We start from the raw sequence: 24,715 nt of genomic DNA, 5'->3' as shown, positions 1-24,715 counted from the left end.
CCGCCGCCGTCGTCCCGCCTACCGCGTCGCCCTGGCGCGAGTCCGGACGGCCTCCTCGGCGTCCCAGAGCGCTCGGTAGTACGTGGTGCGCTCGTGGTCGGGGGCTACGCCGTAGGCGGCGAGGACCAGCGGTTCCAGGCCGGGGCCGTAGCGGCGGGTGACGCTGCGCGTGGTCACCGCGATGTCCGACCAGCGGTCCGCCACCCCCAGGTCGCCGACGTCGACGTGGGCCGCGAACCGGCCGACCTCGTCCAGGAGGGTGTTCGGGACCGTGGCGTCACCGTGACAGACCACGGCCCGGTCGACCGGTGGCGGAACCCCGACGGCGACCGCGGTGATCGTGCGGTCCGCGGTGCTCAGGGGAGCGGTCGGGGCAGCGCTGAGGGCCGCGACGCGGGTCTGCGCCGTCCGGACGAACGGGCAGGTGTCCGTGGGTAGCGCGTCGTGGAACCGGCGCAGCCCCACCCCGACAGCGATCGCGGACCGCGCGGCCAGGGCGCGCCAGCGGGGTTCGATGGCCGACGTCGCCGGCGCGCCACCGACCTCGACGGCCGCGGTGAGGAGCCACGAGCCGTGCCGGTCGCGCCCGACGTCCAGCACCCGGGGGACAGGGATGAACGAGGCGGCCCAGACCAGGCGGTCGGCCTCGGCGAGCGGGTCGGGGCACGGCGCGCCGTCGGGCACCCACTTGAGGTACGAGCTCCGGTGCGCGCACCCCGACTCGAGCCGGACCGTGAGGCCGCCGTAGTCGTTGCGCCACACGGGGACGACCGTCGCACCGGACCGCAGCCGGCTTGCCAGGGCATATACGACGGGCGGCACTTCGACGGGCGTCGGACTGATGCCGACGAACGCGCTCGACACGGCACCATCGTCCCATAGAGCGGGTGAAAAAGTGCTCCTGGTTCGGCACCGTCACGGGCACTGGGCAACATCACGGGACGAGGCCGGGTACCCGGCGCGATCGGCGTCGGGCACCCGGCCTCGGGCGTGTGGTCCGTCGGTGCGGCCTGGTCGGAAAGCCTCGTGCGCGGGTCAGACGGCGGTCAGGACGCCCCGCACGGTCGCGGTGCCCGGCAGCGCCCGCTGGTTCGCGGGCTCGTCCGCCTGCCCGGTCGTCGGTGTCGACGCTGCCGCCGACCCGGCCACCGTGACGTCGATGCACTGGTAGAAGGCGTTCACCGTGTCGGCGATGTTCCAGCGCGCCAGGATCGTGTGGTCACCGGCCGGCAGGCCGGTCAGCGTGTGCTCGACGGTCGCACCCGGCTGGGCGCCGCCGTCGTCCACGGTCTTGAAGAGCTGGCCGTCCACGAAGTACTCCCAGGTGGACGTGCGGTGCTGGACGGTGAGCGTCCACCGGAACGTGGTCTCGCCGCTGATGGTGGTGCGCGGCCAGGGGAGCGACTCGTCGTCGACCACGGTGAAGCCGCTGCCGCCGGAGCACTGCATCGAGCCCTTCGGGGCCTCGACACTCTGGGGCTCGTACTGCAGGCCGCCGCAGTCGAAGCTGACGCTCCCGGTGGCGCAGTGGTCGGCGCGGCTCGGCGGGCTGGTGATCCAGCCGTGGGCCTGCGCCTGCGGCAGGACCGCGCTCGGGGCGGCGACGAGGAAACCTGCCGCGAGTGCGAAGGCCGCGAGGGCGGAGAGCAGAAGTCGGGTCTGCGGGATGGCTGAGCGTGCACGGTTCACTGTGTTGCCTTCCGTCGTGCGGATGCGGGCCGTCGGTGCGGGCGGGGCCAGGGAGGGCCCGCCGCACCGGGTGAAATTTGCTGTGCCCCGAACTTAGGAAATGTCAGCATTCCTGACAATGAGGGTGAATTCGTACGCGCTTCCCCGTACATCCTCTCGGCCGCGCGCGGCGACGACCGGTGCCCGACGTCGGGCACCGGTCGCTGCGCAGCAGCACTGCTGCGGGAATGCGTGCTGTCGGGTCAGCAGGCGCCCTGATCCACCCAGACGTCGCTGGACGACGGGATCTCGCCCCGCGTCCACCACTTGGCCCGGTAGGTGTGGCCCGAGTAGGTGACCAGGTCGCCACCCAGATAGGTGGCGGTGGAGTCCCAGGCCGCGGCTGTGCACTCCTCGGCCGGCGGGTCGGTCGGGTCCTCGGGCGACCCGGTACCGCCCACGTTCACGTCCACGCACGCGTAGAACGCGTTGCCGGTGTCGAACACGTTCCACCGGGCGAGGATCTTGTGGTTGCCGCTCGGCAGCCCCGTCAGCGTGTGGGTAACGGTCGCGCCCGGCTGCGCGCCGCCGTCGTTCACCGTCTTGAAGAGCTGGCCGTCCACGAAGTACTCCCAGGTGGACGTGCGGTGCCTGGCGGTGAGCGTCCACTGGAAGGTGTGCGTGCTGCCGATGGTCGTGCGGGGCCAGGGCAGCGAGTCGTTGTCGAGCGTCGTGAAGCGGCTGCCTCCGGAACAGAGCATCGAGCCCTTGGGCGCCTCGACGCTGTGCGGTTCGTACTCGACGCCGTTGCAGGTCCAGCTCACGGTGCGCTTGGCGCAGTGGTCCTGGCGGCTCGGCGGCGACACGACCCAGCCATGGGCCTCCGCCGTCGGGGTCATGGAGCGTGGTGCGGCGACCAGCGCCGTCAGCGTCAAGGCCAGGACGGCAAGGGCGCCGAGGACGGCTCTGGCGACGGGAGTACGCAGTGCGGTGACTCTCATGGGGCTCACCTCGTGGTGTGAAGTTGGGATCTTCCTGGATTGCTCCTGTGTGCTGGGGTGCGACGTCATCGACGCTAGAAAGCGCCCGGGGCCAGGACAAGTAGGGCAACTACCTACTCAGGACCAGCCGGGAACGGGGCCGGTCGGGGATCGGCCAGGGGTCGACCAGGGCCGGGCCAGGGAACTCCCCGATGTGGCCGGTCCCGGGCCGCCAGAAGACTTGCCACCATGCGCTCCCGAACCGAGTCCCGTGCCGCGGTGGTCGCGGTCACCACCGCCTTCGTCCTGATCACCGCGATCTGCGTCCCGTTCCTGGTCGCCGGCCAGGACGTACCGAACGCCGTCGTCCTGGCCGGCCGGTACGTGCCGGCCCTCGCCAGCCTCGTCGCCGTCCTCGTGGTGCTCGGGCGCGGGCAGCTCGCCCGGCTGTGGCGGTTACGGCCCGCATCGGCGCGTGAGCTCTTCGCCTCCTACGGTCTGGCGCTCGCGGTCATGGTGCCGGCGCTCGTCGTCCCGGCCCTGGCGGGGCTGCTGTTCGGCGCGCAGCTCAAGTCCGCCGACGTGCTGATCGCTGCTGTACCGATGATCGTGCTGGGCACCGTGCTGTTCGCGTTCTCGACGTTCGGCGAGGAGGTCCTGTGGCGCGGGCAGCTCCAGCTGGCGCTCCGGCGGTTGGGCTTCTGGCGGTCAGCGGGCCTTGTCGGCGCGATCTGGATGCTCTGGCACCTGCCGCTGCACCTCACGTACCTGTCGGCGGGGGTGCTCACGGGCGCGGAGGTCGCCGCGGCCACGATCGGCATCGCGGCCTGGGCGCCGCTCCTCGCGGCCCTGGTCGAGCGGCGCGGCGCGATCTGGCCCGCCGTGTTCGCCCACGCCGTGCCGCTCTCGTCGCTCCAGCTGCTCACCGAAGCATCGGTTCAGGACGCAGTGCCGTTCTGGACGGTGACCGGGGTCGGCTGGGCCGCGCTGCTGGTCGCGGCGCTGCTGGTGCGAGGGCGGGCACCGAGCACGGTGTCGCAGACCTCGATCAGCCGGTAGCGCAGCTCGTCGGACCGCCGTGCGTACTCGCGTTGCCGTCGCACGTACTCGGCCTTGCCCTGCGGGGTCTCGATCTCGACGGCGGCGACGCCGTAGCCGGACACGTCGTACGGGGAGGCGGCCATGTCGGTCCACCGGATGTTGCGGGCCAGCTCGAACGCGTCCAGCAGCAGGTCGCCCGGCACGGCGGGGCCGAGCTTGAGGCACCACTTGTAGAGGTCCATGTTGGCGTGCAGGCAGCCCGGCTGCTCCATGCCGACCTGTCCTTCGCGGGTGGGCTGGAGCTGGTTGCGTCCCGACGCCTGCGGGGTGAAGAACCGGAACGCGTCGAAGTGCGAGCAGCGCACCGGGTTCGCCTCGACCACGGAGTCCGTGCCTGCGTGCCCGAGCCGCAGCGGCAGCGGGTGCCGCTGGTCGCGGCCCGACTCCCGGTCGCGGTAGACCATCGCCCACTCGTGCAGCCCGAAGCAGCCGAACGTCCCCGGACGCGCCGCCGTGGCGGACAGCAGCTCGCGCACGTACCGGACGGTGTCGCCGCGGTCGGCGAGGAAGGCGTCGAGTTCGAGCGTGACGGTGCGGGACGCGTCGTCGTCCGTGGTGGTCCCGTGCCACCGCCACGTGGTCCGGTCGTCCGGGTCGGCGGTCTCCGCCCCGGGGGCGCCCGGCTCGCCGTCGGGCAGCGTGAGCGCCACCCCCGCGCCAGGGTGCCAGCGACGCAGGTGCGCGATCCGCGTGGGGTAGTACGTGAAGAGGAAGTCCTCGATCGCGTGCTTCCGTCCCGCGTCCCGCGCCGCGCGCCAGACGGCGGTCAGCTCGTCCGCCCGCCGGGCGTGCGCTGCCGCGACGGCCGGCCACTCGTCGGCCCGCAGCACCCGGGCGGGTGCAGGCTCGGCCCGGTGCACGACGCCGCCGCGCGCAGCGGGCGCGGTCAGCTCGCCGAGGACTGTGCTCACCGGTCCAGGGTACGGCCGGTGCGGCAGCCGCCCGAGCGAGACGGAAAAGCAGTGCCCTGCCGCCGGGTCGGGCCTGGCCGAGGAGCTGCTCGGCGCCGGCTGCGCGGGGCCTGGCTGCGGCGGGTCGATAGCGTTGGCGGCATGAGCCACCCGTTTCGCCAGGTCGACGTCTTCTCACCGGTGCCGACCAGCGGCAACCCCGTCGCCGTCGTGCACGACGCCGACGGCCTCACCGACGACCAGATGGCTGCCTTCGCCCGGTGGACCAACCTCTCGGAGACCACGTTCCTGCTCACGCCGACGGACGCCGGACGCAGCGGCGGCGCCGACTACCGCGTGCGGATCTGGACGCCTGGCGGCGAGCTGCCGTTCGCCGGGCACCCCACCCTCGGCACCGCCCACGCGTGGCTGGAGGCGGGCGGTGTGCCGAGCGGGGAGGGTGTGGTCCAGGAGTGCGGCGTCGGCCTCGTCCGGCTGCGGCGCGAGATCGCGGGGCAGGGGCAGCGGCTGGCGTTCGCGGCGCCGCCGCTGCTGCGTTCGGGCGCCGTCGACGACACCGACGTCGCGCAGATCGCGCGGGCCCTCCGCATCGACGTGTCCGACGTCGTCCGCTCGGCCTGGGTGGACAACGGCCCCGGCTGGGTGGCGGTCCAGCTCCGCGACGCCGAGGCCGTGCTCGCCCTGGAGCCCGACCTCGTGGCGCTGGGCGACCTCAGGCTGGGCGTGGTCGGCGAGTACGGGACGGGCGGGGCCGGCCCGGACGAGCCCGCCGTCGAGGTGCGTGCGTTCGTGCCGTCCATCGGCGTGGGGGAGGACCCGGTGACCGGGAGCCTCAACGCCGGCATCGGGCAGTGGCTCGGCGGGGACGTGCTGCCGTCGTCCTACGTGGCCTCGCAGGGCACGGTCCTTGGCCGCGAGGGCCGGGTGCACGTCGAGAAGCTGCCCGACGGAGAGGTGTGGGTCGGCGGCGACACCGTCACGACGATCGTCGGGCAGGTGAGCTTCCAGTAGCGCGACCAGGCCCGACGACCCCGACGGCCAGCACGCGACACGCCGACGATGGCGCGCACACCGTTGGGGTCGCGTCCCGGGCTCTAGCGGTTCGGGGAGTCCAGGGGAGCCGGCTGGTCGGGGACCGTGGGAAAGGCCTTCCGCGCGACCCACCCGAACAGCCGCTCCAGCGGGCCGCGGCCGAGCAGTGCCCGCCACGCCGTCGCCGCGAGCAGGGTGATGAGCACCATCCACCCGAGCGGCTCGTTGGTCGGTGGGTCGAGCAGGTCCCAGTAGGTGCGGGTCCACCACCAGATCGTGACGATCTGCACCGTGTAGACGGTGAGCGCAAGGGCGCCGACGGTGGCCAGCGGCGTCACCACGAGCAGCAGGACCCCGCGCAGCACGCGGGCGGGCCACGATGCCGCCGTCCCGCGGACGCCGGTACCGACGAGCAGGCACAGCCCGAGCACGCCGAGCGCGAATCCGCCGGACCCCAGGGCCTCGAACATCGTGTCGTCGTGGGGACCCTCGAGGAACAGGCCGGCCAGCGGCGGCCAGGGATCGGACCAGCCGGGCGCAGGCACCACGTACTCGGAAGAGGTCACGGCGAGCTGGGCCGCGATGGCTTCCGCCCCGCCGGCGTCGGCCACCAGGGTCGCCGAGGCCAGCGAGCCGACGGCGGCCAGCCCGAACCCGCCGGCGACCAGGCCGAGGTGCAGCACCGGCGACCGCAGGTCGCAACGCCCCAGCGCGAGCCCTGCCAGCACGTACGCCATCCAGACGAGGGCGGGGTAGTGCCCGGTGAGGAGGAAGTCGGTGGCGGCGCCGGAACCGTCGTGCGGTGCGCGGAGCCCGGCCCGGGCCAGCGCCTCCGGCCCGTAGTACACGAGGAACGGGCCGAGCACCGCGATCAGTACGGCGGTCGTGGCGAGCCGCGCCGGTGGCATCCGCAGGAACGGCAGCGCGAGCACGAAGTACGCCGCGTAGAAGCCGAGGATGAGCAGCACGCGTGTCCCGAACAGGTCCAGCACCGCGACCAGGGCCAGCAGCAGGACGGCCCGCACCAGGATCCGCGACCGCGCGGTGCGCATCGCCGTGCCCTCGAACGGTCGGGAGCCGCCGGTGAACAGCGCGAGGGAGAGCCCGGCGACCGTCGCGAACAGGATCGAGGAACGGCCGTGCGCCAGGCCCAGCCAGCCCTCGAGCGTGCCGATGTCCGCCGAGGTGATGCCCACGTGCGCCGTGAACATGCCGAGCACGGCGATACCGCGGGCGACGTCGGCCCCGATGACACGGCCCGGGCCGCCGAGCAGGTTGTGGCCGATCCGGCCGGCTGTTCCCCTGACGGCACCGCCGAGGGTTCCACCTGAGGCCGCGGCAGGCCGGTCGGACGGCTGGGCGAGCGTGGGCATGCGGGCATCCTTCCGTGTCGCCGACGCCGACGCGCGCGGGCCACGCCGTCGGCCCGCTGCCGGGTGAAGCTCTGGACAAGCCGTCCCGAGGGATGAGAATGCAGATGTGCCGCCCCGTACGGCGCACATACAGTGCGCCCATGACCGGCAGCGCCAACGAGCACGACACGGCCCGCAGTGCGACGTCCAGCGACATGCCCAGGGAGACACCCAGGGGCACGGTCCGGGACAAGGCCCAGCCCGCAGGGACCGACCCGATCGACGCGGTCGACGCCCCGAGCAGCCTCTCCAGCCTGAACAACCCGGGCGCGGTGAAGGACCTGACCAAGGAGTCCGAGTCGTACACGCACGGGCACCACGAGTCCGTGCTGCGCTCGCACCGGCGTCGGACGGCTGCCAACTCCGCCGCCTTCCTGCTCCCGCACCTGCTCTCCGACATGACGCTGCTCGACGTCGGCTGCGGCCCGGGGACCGTCACCGTCGACCTGGCCGAGCGCTTGACGCAGGGGAGCGTCATCGGGGTGGACGCGTCCGACGACGTGCTGGAGTCCGCCCGCGGCCTCGCCGACGCGCACGGCACCAAGAACATCAGCTTCGAGCACGCCAACGCGTACGAGCTGCCGTTCGAGGACGACTCGTTCGACGTCGTCTTCGCGCACCAGCTCCTGCAGCACCTGTCCGACCCCGTCGGCGCCCTGCGCGAGATGAAGCGCGTCGCCAAGCCGGGCGGGTTCGTCGCGGTGCGGGACGCCGACTACGAGGCCATGACCTGGTTCCCGGAGTCCCCGGAGCTCACCGAGTGGAACATGCTCTACCACGAGGTCACGCACACCTACGGGTTCGAGCCGGACGCGGGGCGGCGCCTCGCCTCCTGGGTGCGCGACGCAGGCTTCGACCCGGCGTCGATCGAGCCCGGCGCGAGCGTCTGGTGCTACGCCACCCCCGACGACCGCACCTGGTGGGGCGGCCTGTGGGCCGAGCGCTGCACCCAGTCCAACTTCGCGGTCCAGGCCAAGGACTCGGCGCTCGCCGACGACGTCGCGCTCGAACAGCTCGCCCAGGGCTGGCGGGAATGGGCGGCCGCCCCGGACGGCTGGTTCGCTGTCCTCAACGGTGAGGTCCTGGCCCGCGCCTGACCCCCGGGTGACTGCCCGCAACGAAGCAGGGACGTACATTGGGCCCGTGCGTATCGCGAGATTTACCACCGGAAACGACCCCCGTTTCGCCCTCGTGCAGCAGGAGGGCAACAAGACCTTCCTCGCTGTCCTGGGCGGCGACCCCCTGTACATGCCGGCGATGCCGACCGGCGAGCGCATCGAGCTGGGCGACGGCGTCCGGCTGCTCGCCCCGGTGATCCCACGCTCCAAGGTGGTGGCCGTCGGCAAGAACTACGTCGACCACGCCAAGGAGATGGGCGGCGAGGTCCCGGCCAGCCCCCTGCTGTTCTTCAAGCCGAACACCTCGGTGGTCGGCCCCGACGACCCGGTGGTGCTGCCGGACTTCACGCAGGAGGTCTCGTACGAGGCCGAGCTGGCCGTCGTGATCTCCAAGGTGTGCAAGGACGTCACGCCGCAGAACGCGTCGTCGTACATCCTCGGCTACACGGTCGCGAACGACGTGACGGCCCGCGACGCCCAGCGCACCGACGGGCAGTGGGCCCGCGCCAAGGGCTTCGACACCTCGTGCCCGCTGGGCCCGTGGATCGACACCGACCTCAACCCGGAGGACGTCGGGGTGCGCTCGCGCGTCAACGGCGAGCTGCGCCAGGACGGCCGGACCCGCGACATGGTGTTCGACGTGCCGTTCCTGGTGTCGTACATCTCCGAGGCGATGACGCTGCTGCCGGGCGACGTGATCCTCACGGGGACGCCCGCCGGCGTCGGCAGGATCGACCACGGTGACCGCGTCGAGTGCGAGGTCGAGGGCCTGGGCGTCCTGGCCAACCCGATCGTGCGTCGCTGAGGTGCCGGTGGACGACGGCGCACCGCTCAACGGCGATGCGCTCACGGTGCTGCGCTCCTGGACCGGGCCGACGCCGGAGCAGGAGCTGCTCAGGGCTCGCTACGTGCGGCACCTCGAGGCGCACGGCGACGGTGTGTTCCGCAGCAGCGTGCCGGACCACCTGACGGCGTCGACCGTCGTCCTGTCGCACGACGGCGCCCGCGTGCTGCTCACGCTGCACGGCAAGGCGAAGCTGTGGTTCCAGCTCGGCGGCCACCTGGAGGCAGGGGACACCACGCTGGCCGGCGCCGCCGAGCGGGAGGCTCGCGAGGAGTCGGGGCTGCCGCTGGCGGTCGACCCGGTGCCGGTGCACCTGGACGAGCACGTCGTGCCGTTCTGCCGGCCGGGCACCGGTGACGCGGCTCGTCCGGTGCACCACCTGGACGTCCGGTTCGTCGCCGTGGCGGCCCCCGGTGCGGAGCCCGCCGTCTCGGAGGAGTCGCTGGACGTGCGCTGGTGGGACGTCGACGCCCTGCCGAACCCCGACCTGGCCGAGCCGGTGGTGCTGGCCCGGACCCGGATGGGTGCAGCATGATCGGCGCATGATCATCAGGTCCTCCACCGCGCTGGTGCGGCCGGGCATGCTCGACGAGTTCCGCGCCTTCATCGAGGGCGGCATCACGGAGTTCGCGACGCTCGACGGTTTCCTCGGTGACGAGATCGTCGTCGGACCGGACACCCTGACCTACGTGAGCCGGTGGCGGGACACCGCGGCGCTCGTCGGGTACGCCGGCCCGGGCTGGCGTACCGAGCCGGTGGTGCTGGAGGACGAGGACCGGTTCCTGGTCGCGCCGCTCCGCGTGCGGCACGTCGAGCTCCGGCAGGCGGTGCCGGACGACGCTCCCGGCATCGCCGACGTCTGGCACGCCGCCTGGGGCGACGGGCACCACGGCCTCGTGCCGCCGGCGCTCGAGGCGGTCCGCACGCGCGAGTCGTTCGGGCCCCGGGCGGCGAGCCGGGTGCCGAGCACGACGGTGGCCGTGGCCGACGGGCGGCCCGCCGACGGGCAGCCTGCCGACGGAGGGGCGGCCGGTGTCGTCGGCTTCGTCACCGTCCACGGCGACGAGATCGAGCAGGTGTTCGTCGCGGCGACACACCGCGGCTCCGGTCTCGCCGCGCACCTCCTGTCCGACGGAGAGGACCGGGTCGCCGCGGCGGGGCACGCGGAGGTCTGGCTCGCCGTCGTGGCGGGCAACGGGCGGGCGCGACGGTTCTACGAGCGTCAGGGCTGGTCGGACACCGGGCCGCTCGACTACCGGGCGGAGACCGCAGCGGGCCCGGTGGCGGTGCCGACGCGCCGGTACGTGAAGCGTCTGGCGGGCGAGCGATGAGGACCCTGCGGCGATTCCTCGCCCTGACCCCCGTCGCGCCCGGCGTCACCGCGGTGGCGCCCTGATCGACGGGGCGCCTGCGGAACCGGGCCGCTCGGGACCGCGCTGTCGGTCCCACGCCCTAGGCTGGGGTCCGTGACTTCAGCAACCGAAACCTCGACCGGCTCGGCCGCTGACGCGGCCGTCCGCGTCCGCTTCGCACCGTCCCCGACCGGCATGTTCCACGTGGGCGGCGCCCGCTCGGCGCTGTTCAACTGGGCGGTGGCGAAGCAGCAGGGCGGCACGTTCGTGCTGCGCATCGAGGACACGGACACCTCGCGGAACCAGCCCGAATGGGTGGACGGGATCCTGTCGGCCATGGAGGCCCTGGGGATCACCAAGGACGACCCCGCGTTCGAGGGACCGTACTTCCAGTCCGAGAACGCCGGCATCCAGAAGGAGGCCGCGCAGCGGCTCTTCGCCGAGGGCAAGGCGTACTACTGCGACTGCACCCGTGACGCCGTCCTCGCGCGCACCGGTAACCAGCAGACCGGCTACGACGGCTTCTGCCGCGACCGCGGGCTGGACTACGCCGAGGGCCGCGCGCTGCGCTTCCGCACGCCCGACGACGGCGAGACGCAGGTCGTCGACCTGATCCGCGGCAACCCCACGTTCCCCAACCGCAACCTCGAGGACTTCGTCATCGCGCGCGGCAACGGCTCGCCGGTCTTCCTCCTGGCCAACGTCGTGGACGACATCGACGAGAACATCACGCTCGTCATGCGCGCGGAGGAGCACCTGCCCAACACGCCGAAGCAGCAGCTGCTGTGGGAGGCCCTCGGCCAGACCCCGCCGCAGTGGGCGCACATGCCCGTGATCGTGAACGAGAAGCGGCAGAAGCTCTCCAAGCGCCGCGACAAGGTGGCGCTGGAGGACTACCTGGCCGAGGGCGTCCTGCCCGACGCCATGGTCAACTACCTGATGCTGCTGGGCTGGGCGCCGGGCAACGACGAGGAGATCCTCCCGTTCGACGAGCTCGTGCGCCGGTTCCGCGTCGAGGACATCAACTCCTCGTCGGCGTTCTTCGACATCAAGAAGCTCACTGCCTTCAACGGCGAGTACATCCGCGCCCTGAGCGTCCCGGAGTTCACGAGGGCCTGCGACCCGTGGCTGCACGCCCCGTACGCCCCGTGGACCGAGGAGCAGTTCGACAGCCAGGTGTTCGACGCCGTCGCGCCGCTCGCCCACTCCAGGGTGGCCCTGCTGTCCGAGATCACGAACAACGTCGACTTCCTGTTCCTCGACGCGCCGATCCTCGACGAGGACTCCTGGAACAAGGCCATGAAGGCCGGCGCCGCCGAGCTCCTCGCCGACGTCCGCACCGCCCTGGCGGATCCGGCGCTCGCCGGCTGGACGGCCGAGGTGCTCAAGGACACCGTCACAGCGGTGGGCGAGGCACACGGCATGAAGCTGGGCAAGGCGCAGGCCCCGGTCCGCGTCGCCGTGACCGGCCGCCGCATCGGCCTGCCGCTGTTCGAGTCGCTCGAGGTGCTCGGCCGCGACCGCACGCTCACGCGCATCGACGCGGCGCAGGCGCGCCTGGCCGAGGCAACCGCCCCCACGTCGGCAGGGGTGACCGCCGGAGCGGAGTGACCCGCCGGCAGTGCACGGGAGCGCCGTCGGCCCTGGTCGGCGGCGCTCCCGTTCGTCCAGGGCACAGGTGGTGTGCAGCTCCCGTTCGGAGTTCTGGACTACCGTGCTGGGGTGACCGACGCCATGACGCCTGACGCCGCGCCGCCCCCAGCAGTGCCGACCCATCCGCCGCGCGAGTATCCCCAGGCCCTGCGCGGGCCGCGCCACAGGTGGTGGCGGCCGCTGCTCGGGCTGGCCGCGGTCGTGGCCTGCACGCTCCTGCTGTTCGGGGCGATGCTGATGTACGCCCTCGCCGTCGTCATCGCAGGGGCGGTGGGCGTGCAGCTGCCTGACCCGTCGTCGATGACCGACGCGTGGTTCGTCTCGCCCGCAGGTCTGCTCGTGACCAACCTGGGCCTCACGCTCGGTATCCCCCTCGCCCTGGTGGCGACGTGGGCACAGGTCCAGCGTGCCGGGCTGGTCTCGTCGGTCCTTGGACGGGTGCGCTGGCGGCTGCTGCTCGGCGGGATCGGGGTGGCGCTGCTCCTCCTGGTGCCGCTCACCCTCGCCGGCGACCTGCTCCTGACCCAGACGGGGCTCGCGGTCGACGCCGGCACGGGTTCTGCCACGGGCGCGGAGTCCGGTGCGGGCGGCAGCTCGGGCGAGGAGGAGTCCGGCTGGTGGCCGCTCACCCCGTCGTCCAGCTGGCTGGCGCTCGCCGCGGTGATGGTGCTCACCACGCCGCTGCAGGCTGCGGGGGAGGAGTACTTCTTCCGCGGCTGGCTGTCGCAGTGGATCGGCAGCCTGCTCCGGTGGCGTTGGCTCGCGATCGCCGTGCCCGCCATCGTGACGGCGTTCCTGTTCGCGCTGGCGCACGGCTCGCAGAGCCCGTGGCTGTTCGCCGACCGCTTGGTGTTCGGCCTGATCGCGAGCCTCCTCGTCTGGCGGACGGGCGGGCTGGAGATCGCCGTCGCGCTGCACGCGGCGAACAACCTGCTGGCGTTCAGCCTCGCCATCGCCTACGACGGCCTCGAGGAATCGCTCCTGATCACCGAGGTGCTGCCCGTAGAGGGCGCAGCCAGCATCATCGTCACAATCATCACGGCCGTCGTGCTGCTGTGGTGGGCCCGACGGCGACGCCCGGCCCTGGTGGTGCCGGAGCCCCCGGCGACTGGTCCGGGGTGGGGTCCCGTGGCTGGGCCCGCGGCTGGGCACATGGCTGGGCCTATGGCTGGGCCTGCTGCTGGTCCGGCTGGGGTGGTCGGGCCTGGGATGGCCGCCATGCCTGCGTACCAGCCGGGATCGGTCTCGCCGGGATCGGCCCAGCCAGGATCGGTCGAGTCGGGAACGGTCGAGTCGGGAACGGTCGAGTCGGGAACGGCCCAGCCGGGAACGGCCCAGCCGGGAACGGTCGAGTCGGGAACGGTCGAGCCGGCCAAGGGAGAGACGACATGACGACGGACGGCATCCTGTTCGACGTCGACGACACCCTCGTCGACACCAAGGGGGCCTTCGCGGTGGCGCTCGCGGCCGTACGGGCCGAGTACCTGCCCCACGTCCCGCCCGAGCGGGACGAGGAGATCCTGTCGCACTGGCGCACCGATCCGGGCGGCTACTACCGCCGCTACACGAGCGGGGAGCTGGACCACGTGACGCAGCGCCGGCTCCGGGCGGTGCTGCTGCACGAGACGTTCGGCGGGGCACCCATCACGGAGTCCTCCTTCGTGGCCTGGGACGCGCTCTTCTGGGGCACCTTCGAGAAGTCGTGGACGGCGCACGCGGACGCCGTCGCCGCCGTCCACGCGGCCGTCGCAGCGGGGATCAGCGTCGGCGTGGTGACGAACGCCGCCGCGGAGCTGCAGGAGCGCAAGCTGAAGCTGGCCGGGCTGGACGACCTGCCGGTGCTGGTCGGCGTCGACACGCTGGGCTTCGGCAAGCCCGACCCTCGGGTGTTCCTCGAGGGCGCCCGCCTGCTGGGTACGGAGCCCGCCCGGACCGCGTACGTGGGTGACGAGCCCACCGTGGACGCGCTGGCGGCCCACGAGGCGGGCCTGACAGGCGTCTGGCTGGACCGGGCGGGTCACCGCCGGGGTCCGCGCTACCACGGCGGTCCTGCGCTGCCTGACGGCGTCCTGCGGGATCCGCAGGACCCGGTCGCGCTGCGGGCGGCCGGGGTCGTGGTGATCGAGACGCTGGCCGACCTCCCGGCCGCTCTCGGCTACGGCACGACGTAGGCGGTGGTAGTGGCCGGTGTCCGGCGCCGTTCTGTGTGGTTCCGAGCTCTCTCACCAGCCCTCTCACCAGCCCGATGGCGGTGCGTGACGGACAGCACGCCCTTTCCGTTTTGACCACCGTCCGAGGTCAGGTAGTGTTCTCCAGCGGTAAGGCCTCCACGGAAAGCCTGTTGGAAACAGGTGTATCCGGAGCGGTATTACCCCCATGGGGTATGGTGTAATTGGCAGCACGAGTGATTCTGGTTCACTTAGTCTAGGTTCGAGTCCTGGTACCCCAGCGCAGAGCGCAGCGCACTGTAGCCGATGCAGATCGGCACCATGGTGCGCTACGGTTCTCACCGGCAACCGGTCCTTAACCGGTAGTTCAGGCCCCCATCGTCTAGCGGCCTAGGACGCCGCCCTCTCACGGCGGTAACGCGGGTTCAAATCCCGCTGGGGGTACGCAGGTCCATCGGCTTCGGCCGACGGATCCGTTCGGGCCCCCATCGTCTAGCGGCCTAGGACGCCGCCCTCTCACGGCGGTAGCGCGGGTTCAAATCCCACTGGGGGTACAGCAGAAAGGCCCGGTCCACACGGACCGGGCCTTTCGCCGTGCGGGGCCTAGGTCGTCTTGAGCTGAGGCTGCGTCGTCGCGAGCTGGGCTGGGTCGTCTCAAGCTGGGCGGTCGTCTTGGACTGGAGCTGTTGTCCTGAGCCGTGCCGACTCGGCCGTCTCTGGCTCCACCTGCCGCGTCACCTGCTCCGATTTCTGCCCCGCCTCGTGCTCCATGGCCTGCGCTGTCTCCGGCCCCGCAACGTGGCCCTTTGGCCTGCGCTGTCTCCGGCCCCGTGACGTGCCTGCCCCACGCCTGCCCAGTCGCCCGCCCCGTGACGTGCCTGCCCCATGCCTGCCCAGTCGCCCGCCCCGTGACGTGCCTGTCCCGACGACTGGCCTTCATGGCCTGCCCAATCGACTGCAGACTTGAGTGCGCCGCAGCTCCGCGAGTGCAGACTTCGTCGCGGATGGAGAGGTCGCAGCCGCGACGAAGTCTGCACTCGCGGTCGAGGCCCGCGACCAAGTCTGCAGTCGGCGGCTCCGTCCAGCCCGGACACCTCCTGCCTGCTGCGCCAGGGCCTTGCACCCGCACCCGCACCCCACCCTGCGCGCGCCAGCCTGCGGGCCTGCAGGCCTGCGGCGCGGGCCCGGGGCCTGTGCGGGCTGCCGGCCTAGGGGCCTGCCGGCCTGGGGCCTGCCGACCTGCTGGCCGGCGGGCCTAGGGCCTGGGCCTGCCGGCCTCGGCCCGGCGGCCTGCCAGCCTGCCGGCCGTCAGCCCCGCGCTCAGCGCATCTTCGGGTCCTTGCCGCCCTCGATGAACGGCTCCGGCCGCACCTCCGTGGCGTTCGGGTCGGCGGTCGGCCCGCCGGGCACGTGCTCACCGCGCGCCCCGTCGCCCGTCCTGCCGGGCGGGGTGCCCCCGGCGGAAGGGCTTCGGCCCGAACTGCTGCCGCCCGACGCCGCAGATGCGGCTCCGCTACCCGTCGACCCGCCGGTCGACGACGTCGACGACCACGTTGCCCCGGCGGCTTCCGCGCTCGCGGGAATCGTGGCGTCCCTTGACGTGCTCTCCTCGGCCGCGCCGCCCGGATCGCCGCCCCGGGCGATCGGCAGCTCGATGCGCTGCGTCGGAGGGTTGCTGCGCCGACCGATGCGCGGCATCAGCGAGGGCGGCAGGACGGCGGAGGACGTGTCCGCCGACGGGGCGGCCTCCGGCCGGATGTCCGGGTTGGCCTGGGCGGCCGCTTCGGCGTCGGCCGCGTCGGGGTGGAAGAGCGCCGCGATGATGAGCCGGTACCGGGAGTCCGGCCGGGGTATCCAGGTGACCCGGTCGAGGGCCTGGTCCTGCCCGGCGGTCTCGAAGATGAACGTGCCGTAGCCCAGCAGCTGACCCATCGGCGTGCGCTCGTACCCGAGGTCCGTCACCTTCTCCGACGGCATCATCGCCACGCGGTGGATCAGGAACCCGTCGAGCAGCAGCAGCCGGCGGTCGGTCATGACGAACCACCTGGCCCGCCACTCCAGCCACTTGTACAGCAGGCGCCCGCCCAGGATGACGAACGGCAGCCATACCCAGCCCATGTCGTCCCGGACATTGGCCTCCACGGCCGCGAGCAGGGCCACGGCCAGCAGGAAAGCGGCCGTCGCCGTGAGGATCGGTTCCCAGAGCATGCCCCAGTGGCGATGCGTGGCGATGATGATCTTCTCGTTCGCCAGGATGTACCGCTGCAGGGCGCGGTGGGGGACGACGAAGTCCGCTGTGGCGCTCATGCGGGTCTCCCCGGGGGTGCGGTCGGTTGCGGTGCGAGGGGTCGCCCTCGCCGCCGACCCTACGTGGTCAGCGGCCGATGGACCCGGTGAAGAGCTCCTCGAAGAAGGTGCCGATGTTGGCGATGGCTCCCCAGATGACGTCCCAGAGGGCAAGCACGATGTCGGCGGAGCGCTCGGGGTCGTTGATGACCGAGTACAGCAAGAAGATCACGACGAGCCAGATGACGATGAGCCTCACCTTGGGCGGCATCAGATTCCTCCGACGTTGGCGCGTGCGCCCCTGGTGTGCACACGTCTCGCAAGAGACTACTGATACGACCCCGACCTGGGGAATCACCAGGCCCGGCGTGGCGAACCAACGCTCACCGACCGCTCACGGGCCGTACACCCCGCGGGCACCGCACCGGTCCGGCTACTCGCCGGACCGGTGCAGCACCTCGGTGAGCTTGTTCGCCGCCGCCACGACGGCGGCCGAGTGCAGCCGGCCGGGCTGCCTGGAAAGGCGCTCCACCGGCCCGGAGACGCTGACGGCGGCCACGACCCGGCCCGACGGCCCGCGCACCGGCGCCGACACCGACGCCACGCCGAGCTCACGTTCTGAGACCGACTGGGCCCAGCCGCGCCGTCGGACACCGGAGAGGATGGTGGCCGTGAAGGTCGCGTCACGCAGGCCGCGGTGCAGGCGGTCCGGCTCCTCCCAGGCGAGGAGCACGTGGGCCGCGGAACCGGCGCTCATGCTGAGCGTCGCCCCCACGGGGATGGAGTCGCGCAGGCCTACCGGTCGCTCGGCGGCGGCGACGCACACGCGGTGGTCGCCCTGCCGGCGGTAGAGCTGCGCGCTCTCGCCCGTGTGGTCGCGCAGCGCGATGAGCACCGGGTTCGCAGCCGCCAGCAGGCGGTCCTCGCCGGCGGCCGTGGCCAGCTCGTTGAGGCGCGGACCCAGCACAAATCGGCCCTGCATGTCACGGGCCACAAGGCGGTGGTGCTCGAGTGCCACGGCCAGGCGGTGCGCCGTCGGGCGAGCCAGGCCGGTGGAGGAGACGAGCTGCGCCAGTGTGGCCGGTCCGGCCTCGAGTGCCCCGAGGACGGATGCCGCCTTGTCCAAGACGCCGACTCCGCTAGTATCGTCCATACCGCGATATTGCCGTCTCGGAACGTGAGATTGCAAGTCGAAGCCCAAAAGTAGTTTCTGACGAGGAGGCGAACCGCAATGGCCGGCACGCTGGCGGAGAAGGTCTGGGAGGCGCACCTGGTGCGCCGAGGCGAGGGCGGCTCGCCAGATCTTCTCTACATCGACCTGCACCTGGTGCACGAGGTCACGAGCCCTCAGGCATTCGAGGGGCTGCGCCTCGCCGGACGTCAGGTGCGGCGACCCGACCTCACGATCGCGACCGAGGACCACAACACTCCCACGCTCGACATCGACCGGCCGATCGCCGATCTGACGAGCCGCACGCAGATCGACACGCTGCGCGCCAACGCCAAGGAGTTCGGCGTCCGGCTGCACAGCCTCGGCGACGCCGACCAGGGCATCGTGCACCAGGTCGGGCCGCAGCTCGGCCTGACGATGCCCGGCCTCACGGTCGTGTGCGGTGACTCGCACACGTCCACGCACGGCGCGTTCGGCGCGCTCGCGTTCGGCATCGGCACGTCAGAGGTGGAGCACGTGCTCGCCACCCAGACGCTCCCGCTGGCGCCGTTCAAGACCATGGCGATCACGGTGAACGGGACGCTGCCCGCCGGCACGACGTCCAAGGACATCATCCTGGCGATCATCGCCAAGATCGGCACCGGCGGCGGGCAGGGCTACGTGCTCGAGTACCGCGGCGAGGCCATCCGCGCGCTCTCCATGGAAGCCCGGATGACGATCTGCAACATGTCGATCGAGGCCGGCGCCCGCGCCGGCATGATCGCTCCGGACGAGACCACGTTCGAGTACCTCAAGGGCCGTCCGCACGCGCCGGAGGGCGAGGACTGGGACGCCGCCGTCGAGTACTGGAAGACGCTGCGCACGGACGACGACGCGCAGTTCGACGCCGAGGTCGTGCTCGAGGCCGCGGACCTCGAGCCGTTCGTCACCTGGGGTACCAACCCGGGCCAGGGCCTGCCGCTGTCGGCGTCCGTGCCGGTCCCGGCGGACATCGCCGACGAGGGTGAGCGCGAGACGGCCGCCAAGGCCCTCGAGTACATGGGCCTGACCGCCGGCACGCCGCTGCGCGACATCCCCGTCGACACCGTCTTCATCGGTTCCTGCACCAACGGGCGCATCGAGGACCTGCGGTCCGTCGCGAAGGTGGTCAAGGGTCGCAAGAAGGCCGAGTCCCTGCGCGTCCTGGTGGTCCCGTCCTCGGCCCGGGTGCGGCTGCAGGCCGAGGCAGAGGGCCTCGACGTGATCTTCAAGGAGTTCGGCGCCGAGTGGCGCAACGCCGGGTGCTCGATGTGCCTGGGCATGAACCCGGACCAGCTCGCGCCGGGGGAGCGGTCGGCGTCGACGTCGAACCGCAACTTCGAGGGTCGGCAGGGCAAGGGCGGGCGTACCCACCTGGTCTCGCCGCTGGTCGCCGCGGCGACGGCGATCCGGGGCACCCTGTCGAGCGTCGGCGACCTGGACCTGCCGGAAGCCATCGACATCACCACGTTCGACGGCACGCCGCTCGACGGCGTGGGCGCGTCCCCGCTGGGCGAGTCCGTCGTCGACCTGCCCATGCCCGTAGCGAGCGGGCCCGTCGCCGGCCGACCCGCACTGCGCTGAGAGGAGCACTCATCATGGAGAAGATCCACACCCACACCGGTGTCGGCGTCCCGCTGCGGCGCAGCAACGTCGACACGGACCAGATCATCCCCGCCGTGTACCTCAAGCGGGTCACGCGCACCGGGTTCGAGGACGCGCTGTTCGCCGCGTGGCGGGGCGACCCGTCGTTCGTGCTCAACCAGGAGGCGTACTCGGCGGGCTCGGTGCTCGTGACCGGTCCGGACTTCGGCACGGGCTCCTCGCGTGAGCACGCCGTCTGGGCGCTCAAGGACTACGGCTTCCGGGTGGTGCTGTCGTCCCGGTTCGCCGACATCTTCCGCGGCAACTCGGGCAAGCAGGGTCTCGTCACGGGCATCGTCTCGCCCGAGGACATCGAGATCCTGTGGAAGATCCTCGAGACCAAGCCCGGCACCGAGGTGACCGTGGACCTGGAGGCGAAGACCGCGACGGCCGACGACGTCACCGTGCCGTTCCAGATCGACGACTACACGCGGTGGCGGCTCATGGAGGGGCTCGACGACATCGGGCTCACCCTGCAGCAGGAGGACAAGATCACCGCGTTCGAGGAGACCCGCGAGTCGTGGCGTCCGAAGACGCTGCCGGCCCGGCACCTGCCGTCCGTGGAGATCGAGGCGGCCCGCCCGGTCTGACGTGCTGCTCCCTGGCCCGTGGCGGTCGAGACGGTCGAGACGTTCTCGACGGGCTCGACCGCCACGGGCTTTCAGGCTCCGGCCCGCCGCAGGAGAGGTGCGATGGCCTCCGCCAGGTACGGACTCAGCGTTCCTGCGAAGGTGTCGGTCAGGTGGTCCTTGTCGCGGTAGACCGTTGCGCCGCCGATCACAGGGTGGCACTCACGGTCGTCGCAGTACACGTCCGTGAAGTCGATCAGAGTGACGTCAGGCCTGCCCAGCCGCTCGACGGCGCCCGGCTGCGGGTCGAAGGAGCGCGTGGCGTCGGCGCGCGGTACCCGGCAGTCCGCGGTGGGGTCGGCGCCCGGCGCGGTCAGGCACTCGACAACCTTGGGGTCAGGATCGGGTACGTCGTTGATCGCGGCGACGGACATCCCCTGGTCGGCCAGTCCGGCCCAGATCGAGATCAGCCCGTCCTCGACGTACCCCTCCAGCGTGGTGCTCCGTGTCTGGTCCCGTGCCGCTTCTACGGCCGCATCCCGTTGCTCGTCGACGGCGGCCCGGTCGGCGGGAAGCGCCCAGTCGACGCCGCTCAGCTGCGAGGTCACCACGAGGTCGTAGTCACCATCGACGAGGGCCTGCCGGGTCCGGTCGACCCACTCGATGCACGCGGCGGTCAGGACCTCGTCCTGGACCCGCATGACGTCGGAGAACGGGCAGCCGGGCTTGACGTAGATGTCCAAGGCCCAGCCGTTGTCCTTGGCGGCCTCGACGAAGGCGGTCGAGTAGTGCGCGGCGTGCGAGTCACCGACGAGCGCGATCCGGACGTCGCTTCCCCGGTCACCGCGTTCGCATGCCGTCGGCTCCGCTTCTGCGCGTGCGGTCCCCGAGCACTTGTTCCTGCTCCCCGAGAACGGCTTCGGCGTGTCCTTGGCGGCCACTGCCGGGGCGGGTGCGGCCACGCCCACCAGGTCGGTGTTGGTACAGGCCTCGCCCTGTGGCGGGCGTGCGTGCGCTCCGAAGCACTCGGAGCCCTTCACCTCGTTGGCGGTCGCGAGCTCGTCCCGCACGCGGTCCCCGGAGCTGTCCAGCCCGACGAACGCCGTGCCGACGACCAGGCTGCTCGCCACCGCGGTGCCGAGGAACGTCGCCCACGGCCGCAACCCCTGCCGGTACTGAAGCACCGGCATCTCGATCCAGCGGCGGGTGGCCCACGCCAGCAGGACCGTTGCCGTCAGGATCGCCAGCTTGTCGAGCAAGCGCAGGTCGTGCCCCACCGCATACGGGACGAGCACGATCAAGGGCCAGTGCCAGAGATACACGGCATAGGACACGTCACCCAGAAACTGCACCGGCGTCAGGCCGGCCAGGCGGGTGGTGAACCGGTCGGTGGCCTGCGCCCAGATGACCAGGGCGGTGCCGAGCACGGGTATGGCTGCCCAGGCTCCGGGGAACGGCGTGGCGTCGGTGAAGGTGATGCTCGAGACCACGATCAGGGCCAGGCCCGTCCACACCAGCAGGCCCCGGGCAACCGGGCCGAGGCTCCGGCCGGCCACGGGCAAGAAGGCCAGCAAGGCGCCCGCGCCGAACTCCCATGCCCTGGTCGGCGTGATGAAGTACGCGTAGGCCTGGTCGGAAGCGGTCCAGACCACCGAGGTGGCCAGCGAGGCGACGACGACCAGGGCCAGCAACCCCGCCGCGACAGGCCGCCAGCTCGCCGGGCTCGGCGAGTGGGTCCTCGACCGCCGTCGCCCTATGAGAACGGCCAGCGCGATGAGCAGCGGCCAGACCAGGTAGAACTGCTCCTCGGCCGACAGCGACCAGAAGTGCTGCACCGGTGAGGCCAGGTTCTCGGCCCCTAGGTAGTCCACGGCGTCGCCGGCCAGCACCCAGTTCTGCACGTACAGACCGGAGGCCGCGATCTCGCGGAACCACTGCTCCCAGTGCTGCAAGGGCGCCAGCACCCACACACCGACGACGGTCGTGGCAAGCACCACGAGCGAGGCCGGCAGCAGTCGCAGGAGCCGGCGGGACCAGAACTGAGTGACCGAGAACCGGTCAGCCTCGGCGTCTCGCACGAGGTGCGACGTGATCAGGAACCCCGAGATCACAAAGAAGACGTCAACGCCCACATAGCCGCCAGTCAGGCGGTTGGGCCACAGATGAAACAGTACGACGGCCATGACAGCCACGGCCCGCAACGCTTGGATATCAGTCCGCCTGGGGGTTCGGCGGTCGTTCTTCACTGCAACAGCTCCGTCCGCGTCGAGTACTTCACGGCATGGATCGCCCCGCCGACCGACGGGCACCGAGGCTCCGGAGCACGAGGCGAGACGGGTCGGCGGGCGAAAAGCGTGAAGCGTTCCGGGCGGAGACGCTACCTGCTCACGGCACGAAGACGTGACCTGCCCCTGCTGGGACGGGTCGCGGACGCCCAAGCCCTCGGTGGTCGAGCCGGTCAAGAACTGTCTCGCCAGGCTCGACCTCTGGCTGCCCCGGGCCGGTCTACTCCGTGGCGCCGTCCTGTCGCATGTGGCGAGCCATCGCGTCCGCCAGGTACGGCGCCAGGGTGCCGGCAAAGGTATCGGTCAGGTGGTCGTCGTCGCGGTAGACCGTGACGCCGCCGATCACCGGGAAGCACTCGTTCTCGTCGCAGTAGACGTCGGTGAGGTCGATCAGCGCGACATCCTGTCGGTTCAGGCGTTCGACGGCATTCAGCTGCGGGTCGAAGGTGCGTGTCGCATCGGTCCGGGGTGTTCGGCAGTCGGCCGCGAGGTCGACGTCGGGCGCGGTCAGGCACTCGATCACCGCCGGGTCCGGCTCGGGCACGTCGGCGATCGCGGCGACCGGGAGGCCGTTGTCGGCGAGCCTGGCCCACAGCGAGACCAGGCCGTCCTCGGCATAGGCCTCCGGCGTCGTGCCCTCTGCCGTGCCGTCCGGGGGCGTCCAGTCGACGCCGCGCACCTGCGAGGTGGCCGCGAGGTCGTAGTCCCCGTCGAGGAGCATCTCCTCGGCCCGGTCGACCCACCCGATACATGCCGTGGTGAGCATCTGGTCCTGGACCCGCATGACGTCGGAGAAGGGGCAGCCCGGCTTGATGTAGATGTCCACCGCCCAGCCGTTGGCCTCGGCCGCCTCGACGAAGGCGCTCGAGTAGTGCGCGGCGTGCGAGTCCCCGACGAGCGCTATCCGGACCTCGCTGTCGCGATCGCCTCGTTCGCACGGCAGTGGTTCGGTCGACTCGCGGGCGACCCCGGCGCACTTGTCCTCGCCCGTCGCGTACGGCGCCGGCATGTCGCCGCCGGCCGCCTCTGGCGCCGGTACGGCCGTGCCCACCAGGTCCGGGTTGGTGCAGGGCTCGCCGGACGGCGGACGGGCGGCGGCGCCGAAGCACTCCGAGCCCGTCGCCTCGGCAGCAGCCGCGAGCTCGCTCTCCGCGTGCTCCCGTGCGGTCTGCACACCGATGAGCGCCGCGCCGACGACGAGCGCGCCGACGACCGCGGCAACGGCGAAGGTGGCCAAGGGCTTGAACCGGTGTCGGTGGCGCAGGACGGGTTTCTCGATCCAGCGGCGGGTGGCCCAGGCGAGGAGGATCGTGGCGGCGAGGATCGCGAGCTTGTCGAGCGTGCGCAGGTCGTGTCCGGTGGCGTAGGGGACCAGGACGATCAGGGGCCAGTGCCACAGGTAGACGGCGTAGGACACGTCGCCGAGGAACTGGACCGGTGCCAGGCCGGCCAGGCGGGTGGTGAACCGGTCGGTGGCCTGGGCCCAGATCACCAGGACGGTGCCGAGGACCGGCACGGCCGCGAAGGCGCCGGGGAACGGTGTGGCGCTGGTGAACATGATCGCGGAGACGGCGATCAGCGCCAGACCGGCCCAGGCCACCATGCCGGCCGGGAGGTCGAACGACGTGTCCCCGGGGGTACGTGCGGCGTGTCGTCGGCCGAGGGCCGGTACGAAGGCCAGCAGCGCCCCCGCCCCGAACTCCCACGCCCTCGTGGGGGTGATGAAGTACGCGTACGCCTGATCAGCACCCGTCCAGACCACGGACGTGACCAGCGACGCGACCACGACCAGAGCGAGCACTCCCGCCGCGACGGGCCGCCACGACGCCTGCCGGCCTGCCCGACCAGGCCTGACCTGGCCGGGCGAGATGTGTCGGCCGTCGGCCTTGAGGCGGGTCCATGGTGCCGGACCGAGCCGCCCGATCAGGAGGGACAGGCCGATCAGGAGCGGCCAGACCAGGTAGAACTGCTCCTCGGCCGACAGCGACCAGTAGTGCTGAACCGGAGAGGCCACGTTCTCCGCGGCCAGATAGTCCACCGCGTCAGCCGCCAGGACCCAGTTCTGCGCATACAACCCCGACGCCGCGATCTCCCGGAACCACTGCTCCCAGTGCTGCACAGGAGCCAGCGCCCACACCCCCACCGCCGTCACCACCAGCACCAGCAGCGACGCCGGCAGCAGCCGCAGCATCCGCCGCGCCCAGAACGTCGGCACCGAGAACCGGCCCGCCTCCACGTCCCGCACGATGTGCGACGTGATCAGGAACCCCGAGATCACGAAGAACACGTCCACACCGACATACCCACCGGTCAACCGGTTCGGCCACAGATGGAACAGCACGACCGCCAGCACGGCCACCGCCCGCAACGCCTGGATATCAGCCCGCAGGGCGGTCTTGCGGTCGTCCGTCACGTCGTCTCTCCGTCGGCGCCAGATGCCTCGCCGTCTGGCTCGCTACCCGGATCACGGGTGAGTCGAGGCTGAACCAGCAAGCGAAAGCGG

Annotated in this window: 20 protein-coding genes, 3 tRNA genes and 1 pseudogene; 14 read left to right on the top strand and 10 right to left on the bottom strand. The window is 71.8% G+C overall.

Annotated elements, in window-relative coordinates:
* Positions 1-18: 18 nt before the first annotated feature.
* The 3 genes from ACFS27_RS05495 to ACFS27_RS05485 all read right to left on the bottom strand — a co-directional run bounded on the left by ACFS27_RS05495 (position 19) and on the right by ACFS27_RS05485 (position 2,669).
* A complete protein-coding gene (locus ACFS27_RS05495; protein ID WP_377180831.1) occupies positions 19-864 on the bottom strand; it encodes a phosphotransferase in 846 nt (281 codons plus the stop codon).
* Positions 865-1,035: 171 nt separating this feature from the next.
* Positions 1,036-1,689, bottom strand: coding sequence for a lytic polysaccharide monooxygenase auxiliary activity family 9 protein (locus ACFS27_RS05490; protein WP_377180830.1), 654 nt, complete (start codon positions 1,687-1,689; stop codon positions 1,036-1,038).
* Positions 1,690-1,931: 242 nt separating this feature from the next.
* Positions 1,932-2,669, bottom strand: coding sequence for a lytic polysaccharide monooxygenase (locus ACFS27_RS05485; protein ID WP_377180829.1), 738 nt, complete (start codon positions 2,667-2,669; stop codon positions 1,932-1,934).
* A gap of 228 nt (positions 2,670-2,897) precedes the next feature.
* Between ACFS27_RS05485 and ACFS27_RS05480 the strand changes: the two are divergent.
* Positions 2,898-3,536 (top strand): annotated as a pseudogene (locus tag ACFS27_RS05480) (CPBP family glutamic-type intramembrane protease); the annotation flags it as partial.
* Between the two features lie 50 nt (positions 3,537-3,586).
* Here ACFS27_RS05480 and ACFS27_RS05475 read toward each other — a convergent pair.
* On the bottom strand, positions 3,587-4,660 hold the full coding sequence (locus ACFS27_RS05475; protein WP_377180828.1) for a 3-methyladenine DNA glycosylase: 1,074 nt from the start codon (positions 4,658-4,660) through the stop codon (positions 3,587-3,589).
* A 141-nt stretch (positions 4,661-4,801) separates the two neighbouring features.
* Here ACFS27_RS05475 and ACFS27_RS05470 point away from each other — a divergent pair, with 141 nt between their 5' ends.
* A complete protein-coding gene (locus ACFS27_RS05470) occupies positions 4,802-5,671 on the top strand; it encodes a PhzF family phenazine biosynthesis protein (RefSeq protein WP_377180827.1) in 870 nt (289 codons plus the stop codon).
* An 83-nt stretch (positions 5,672-5,754) separates the two neighbouring features.
* Here ACFS27_RS05470 and ACFS27_RS05465 read toward each other — a convergent pair whose 3' ends face one another.
* On the bottom strand, positions 5,755-7,065 hold the full coding sequence (locus ACFS27_RS05465; protein ID WP_377180826.1) for a heparan-alpha-glucosaminide N-acetyltransferase domain-containing protein: 1,311 nt from the start codon (positions 7,063-7,065) through the stop codon (positions 5,755-5,757).
* A gap of 140 nt (positions 7,066-7,205) precedes the next feature.
* Between ACFS27_RS05465 and ACFS27_RS05460 the strand changes: the two genes are divergently transcribed.
* From ACFS27_RS05460 to ACFS27_RS05415, 10 genes are all read left to right on the top strand, one after another.
* On the top strand, positions 7,206-8,201 hold the full coding sequence (locus tag ACFS27_RS05460; RefSeq protein ID WP_377180825.1) for a class I SAM-dependent methyltransferase: 996 nt from the start codon (positions 7,206-7,208) through the stop codon (positions 8,199-8,201).
* 46 nt (positions 8,202-8,247) lie between these two features.
* Complete coding sequence (locus tag ACFS27_RS05455; RefSeq protein ID WP_377180824.1) at positions 8,248-9,027, top strand: fumarylacetoacetate hydrolase family protein; 780 nt, start codon at positions 8,248-8,250, stop codon at positions 9,025-9,027.
* 7 nt (positions 9,028-9,034) lie between these two features.
* Positions 9,035-9,601, top strand: a complete 567-nt coding sequence (locus ACFS27_RS05450; protein ID WP_377180823.1) for an NUDIX hydrolase — start codon at positions 9,035-9,037, stop codon at positions 9,599-9,601.
* A gap of 7 nt (positions 9,602-9,608) precedes the next feature.
* Positions 9,609-10,397 carry a GNAT family N-acetyltransferase gene (locus tag ACFS27_RS05445; RefSeq protein WP_377180822.1) on the top strand — a complete coding sequence of 263 codons (789 nt, stop codon included), beginning with the start codon at positions 9,609-9,611 and terminating at the stop codon, positions 10,395-10,397.
* A 135-nt stretch (positions 10,398-10,532) separates the two neighbouring features.
* On the top strand, positions 10,533-12,029 hold the full coding sequence (gene gltX / locus ACFS27_RS05440; RefSeq protein WP_377180821.1) for a glutamate--tRNA ligase: 1,497 nt from the start codon (positions 10,533-10,535) through the stop codon (positions 12,027-12,029).
* Between the two features lie 111 nt (positions 12,030-12,140).
* Positions 12,141-13,463: a CPBP family intramembrane glutamic endopeptidase gene (locus tag ACFS27_RS05435; RefSeq protein WP_377180820.1), complete on the top strand. Its 1,323-nt coding sequence runs from the start codon at positions 12,141-12,143 to the stop codon at positions 13,461-13,463.
* On the top strand, positions 13,460-14,242 hold the full coding sequence (locus tag ACFS27_RS05430) for an HAD family hydrolase (RefSeq protein WP_377180819.1): 783 nt from the start codon (positions 13,460-13,462) through the stop codon (positions 14,240-14,242). Before ACFS27_RS05435 ends, ACFS27_RS05430 begins: the two co-directional genes overlap by 4 nt.
* A gap of 206 nt (positions 14,243-14,448) precedes the next feature.
* Positions 14,449-14,520, top strand: a tRNA-Gln gene (locus ACFS27_RS05425).
* Positions 14,521-14,610: 90 nt separating this feature from the next.
* Positions 14,611-14,683, top strand: a tRNA-Glu gene (locus ACFS27_RS05420).
* Positions 14,684-14,720: 37 nt separating this feature from the next.
* Positions 14,721-14,793 (top strand) — tRNA-Glu (locus ACFS27_RS05415).
* 766 nt (positions 14,794-15,559) lie between these two features.
* On the opposite strand, the gene ACFS27_RS05410 is transcribed toward ACFS27_RS05415, so the two are convergent.
* The 3 genes from ACFS27_RS05410 to ACFS27_RS05400 form a co-directional block, all read right to left on the bottom strand.
* Positions 15,560-16,546: a PH domain-containing protein gene (locus ACFS27_RS05410; RefSeq protein WP_377180818.1), complete on the bottom strand. Its 987-nt coding sequence runs from the start codon at positions 16,544-16,546 to the stop codon at positions 15,560-15,562.
* 67 nt (positions 16,547-16,613) lie between these two features.
* Positions 16,614-16,796, bottom strand: a complete 183-nt coding sequence (locus tag ACFS27_RS05405; protein WP_377180817.1) for a hypothetical protein — start codon at positions 16,794-16,796, stop codon at positions 16,614-16,616.
* A gap of 162 nt (positions 16,797-16,958) precedes the next feature.
* Positions 16,959-17,678, bottom strand: a complete 720-nt coding sequence (locus tag ACFS27_RS05400; protein ID WP_026365378.1) for an IclR family transcriptional regulator — start codon at positions 17,676-17,678, stop codon at positions 16,959-16,961.
* 78 nt (positions 17,679-17,756) lie between these two features.
* On the opposite strand from ACFS27_RS05400, the gene leuC reads away from it, so the two are divergent.
* Together leuC and leuD are read left to right on the top strand one after the other, a co-directional pair.
* The gene (leuC, locus tag ACFS27_RS05395; protein WP_377180816.1) at positions 17,757-19,298 is read left to right on the top strand and encodes a 3-isopropylmalate dehydratase large subunit; all 1,542 of its coding nucleotides are present in this window, start codon (positions 17,757-17,759) and stop codon (positions 19,296-19,298) included.
* Positions 19,299-19,312: 14 nt separating this feature from the next.
* Entirely contained in the window at positions 19,313-19,948 is a 636-nt protein-coding gene (gene leuD, locus ACFS27_RS05390) for a 3-isopropylmalate dehydratase small subunit (protein WP_377180815.1), read from the top strand.
* A 71-nt stretch (positions 19,949-20,019) separates the two neighbouring features.
* Here the strand turns inward: leuD and ACFS27_RS05385 are convergent, their stop codons facing one another.
* Positions 20,020-22,173, bottom strand: a complete 2,154-nt coding sequence (locus tag ACFS27_RS05385) for an acyltransferase family protein (RefSeq protein WP_377180814.1) — start codon at positions 22,171-22,173, stop codon at positions 20,020-20,022.
* A 259-nt stretch (positions 22,174-22,432) separates the two neighbouring features.
* Positions 22,433-24,625, bottom strand: a complete 2,193-nt coding sequence (locus ACFS27_RS05380; protein ID WP_377180813.1) for an acyltransferase family protein — start codon at positions 24,623-24,625, stop codon at positions 22,433-22,435.
* Positions 24,626-24,715: the final 90 nt, after the last annotated feature.

The organism is Promicromonospora vindobonensis (assembly GCF_042685865.1).
Taxonomy (GTDB): domain Bacteria; phylum Actinomycetota; class Actinomycetes; order Actinomycetales; family Cellulomonadaceae; genus Promicromonospora; species Promicromonospora vindobonensis.
This window is presented reverse-complemented; position numbering and strand designations above follow the sequence as displayed.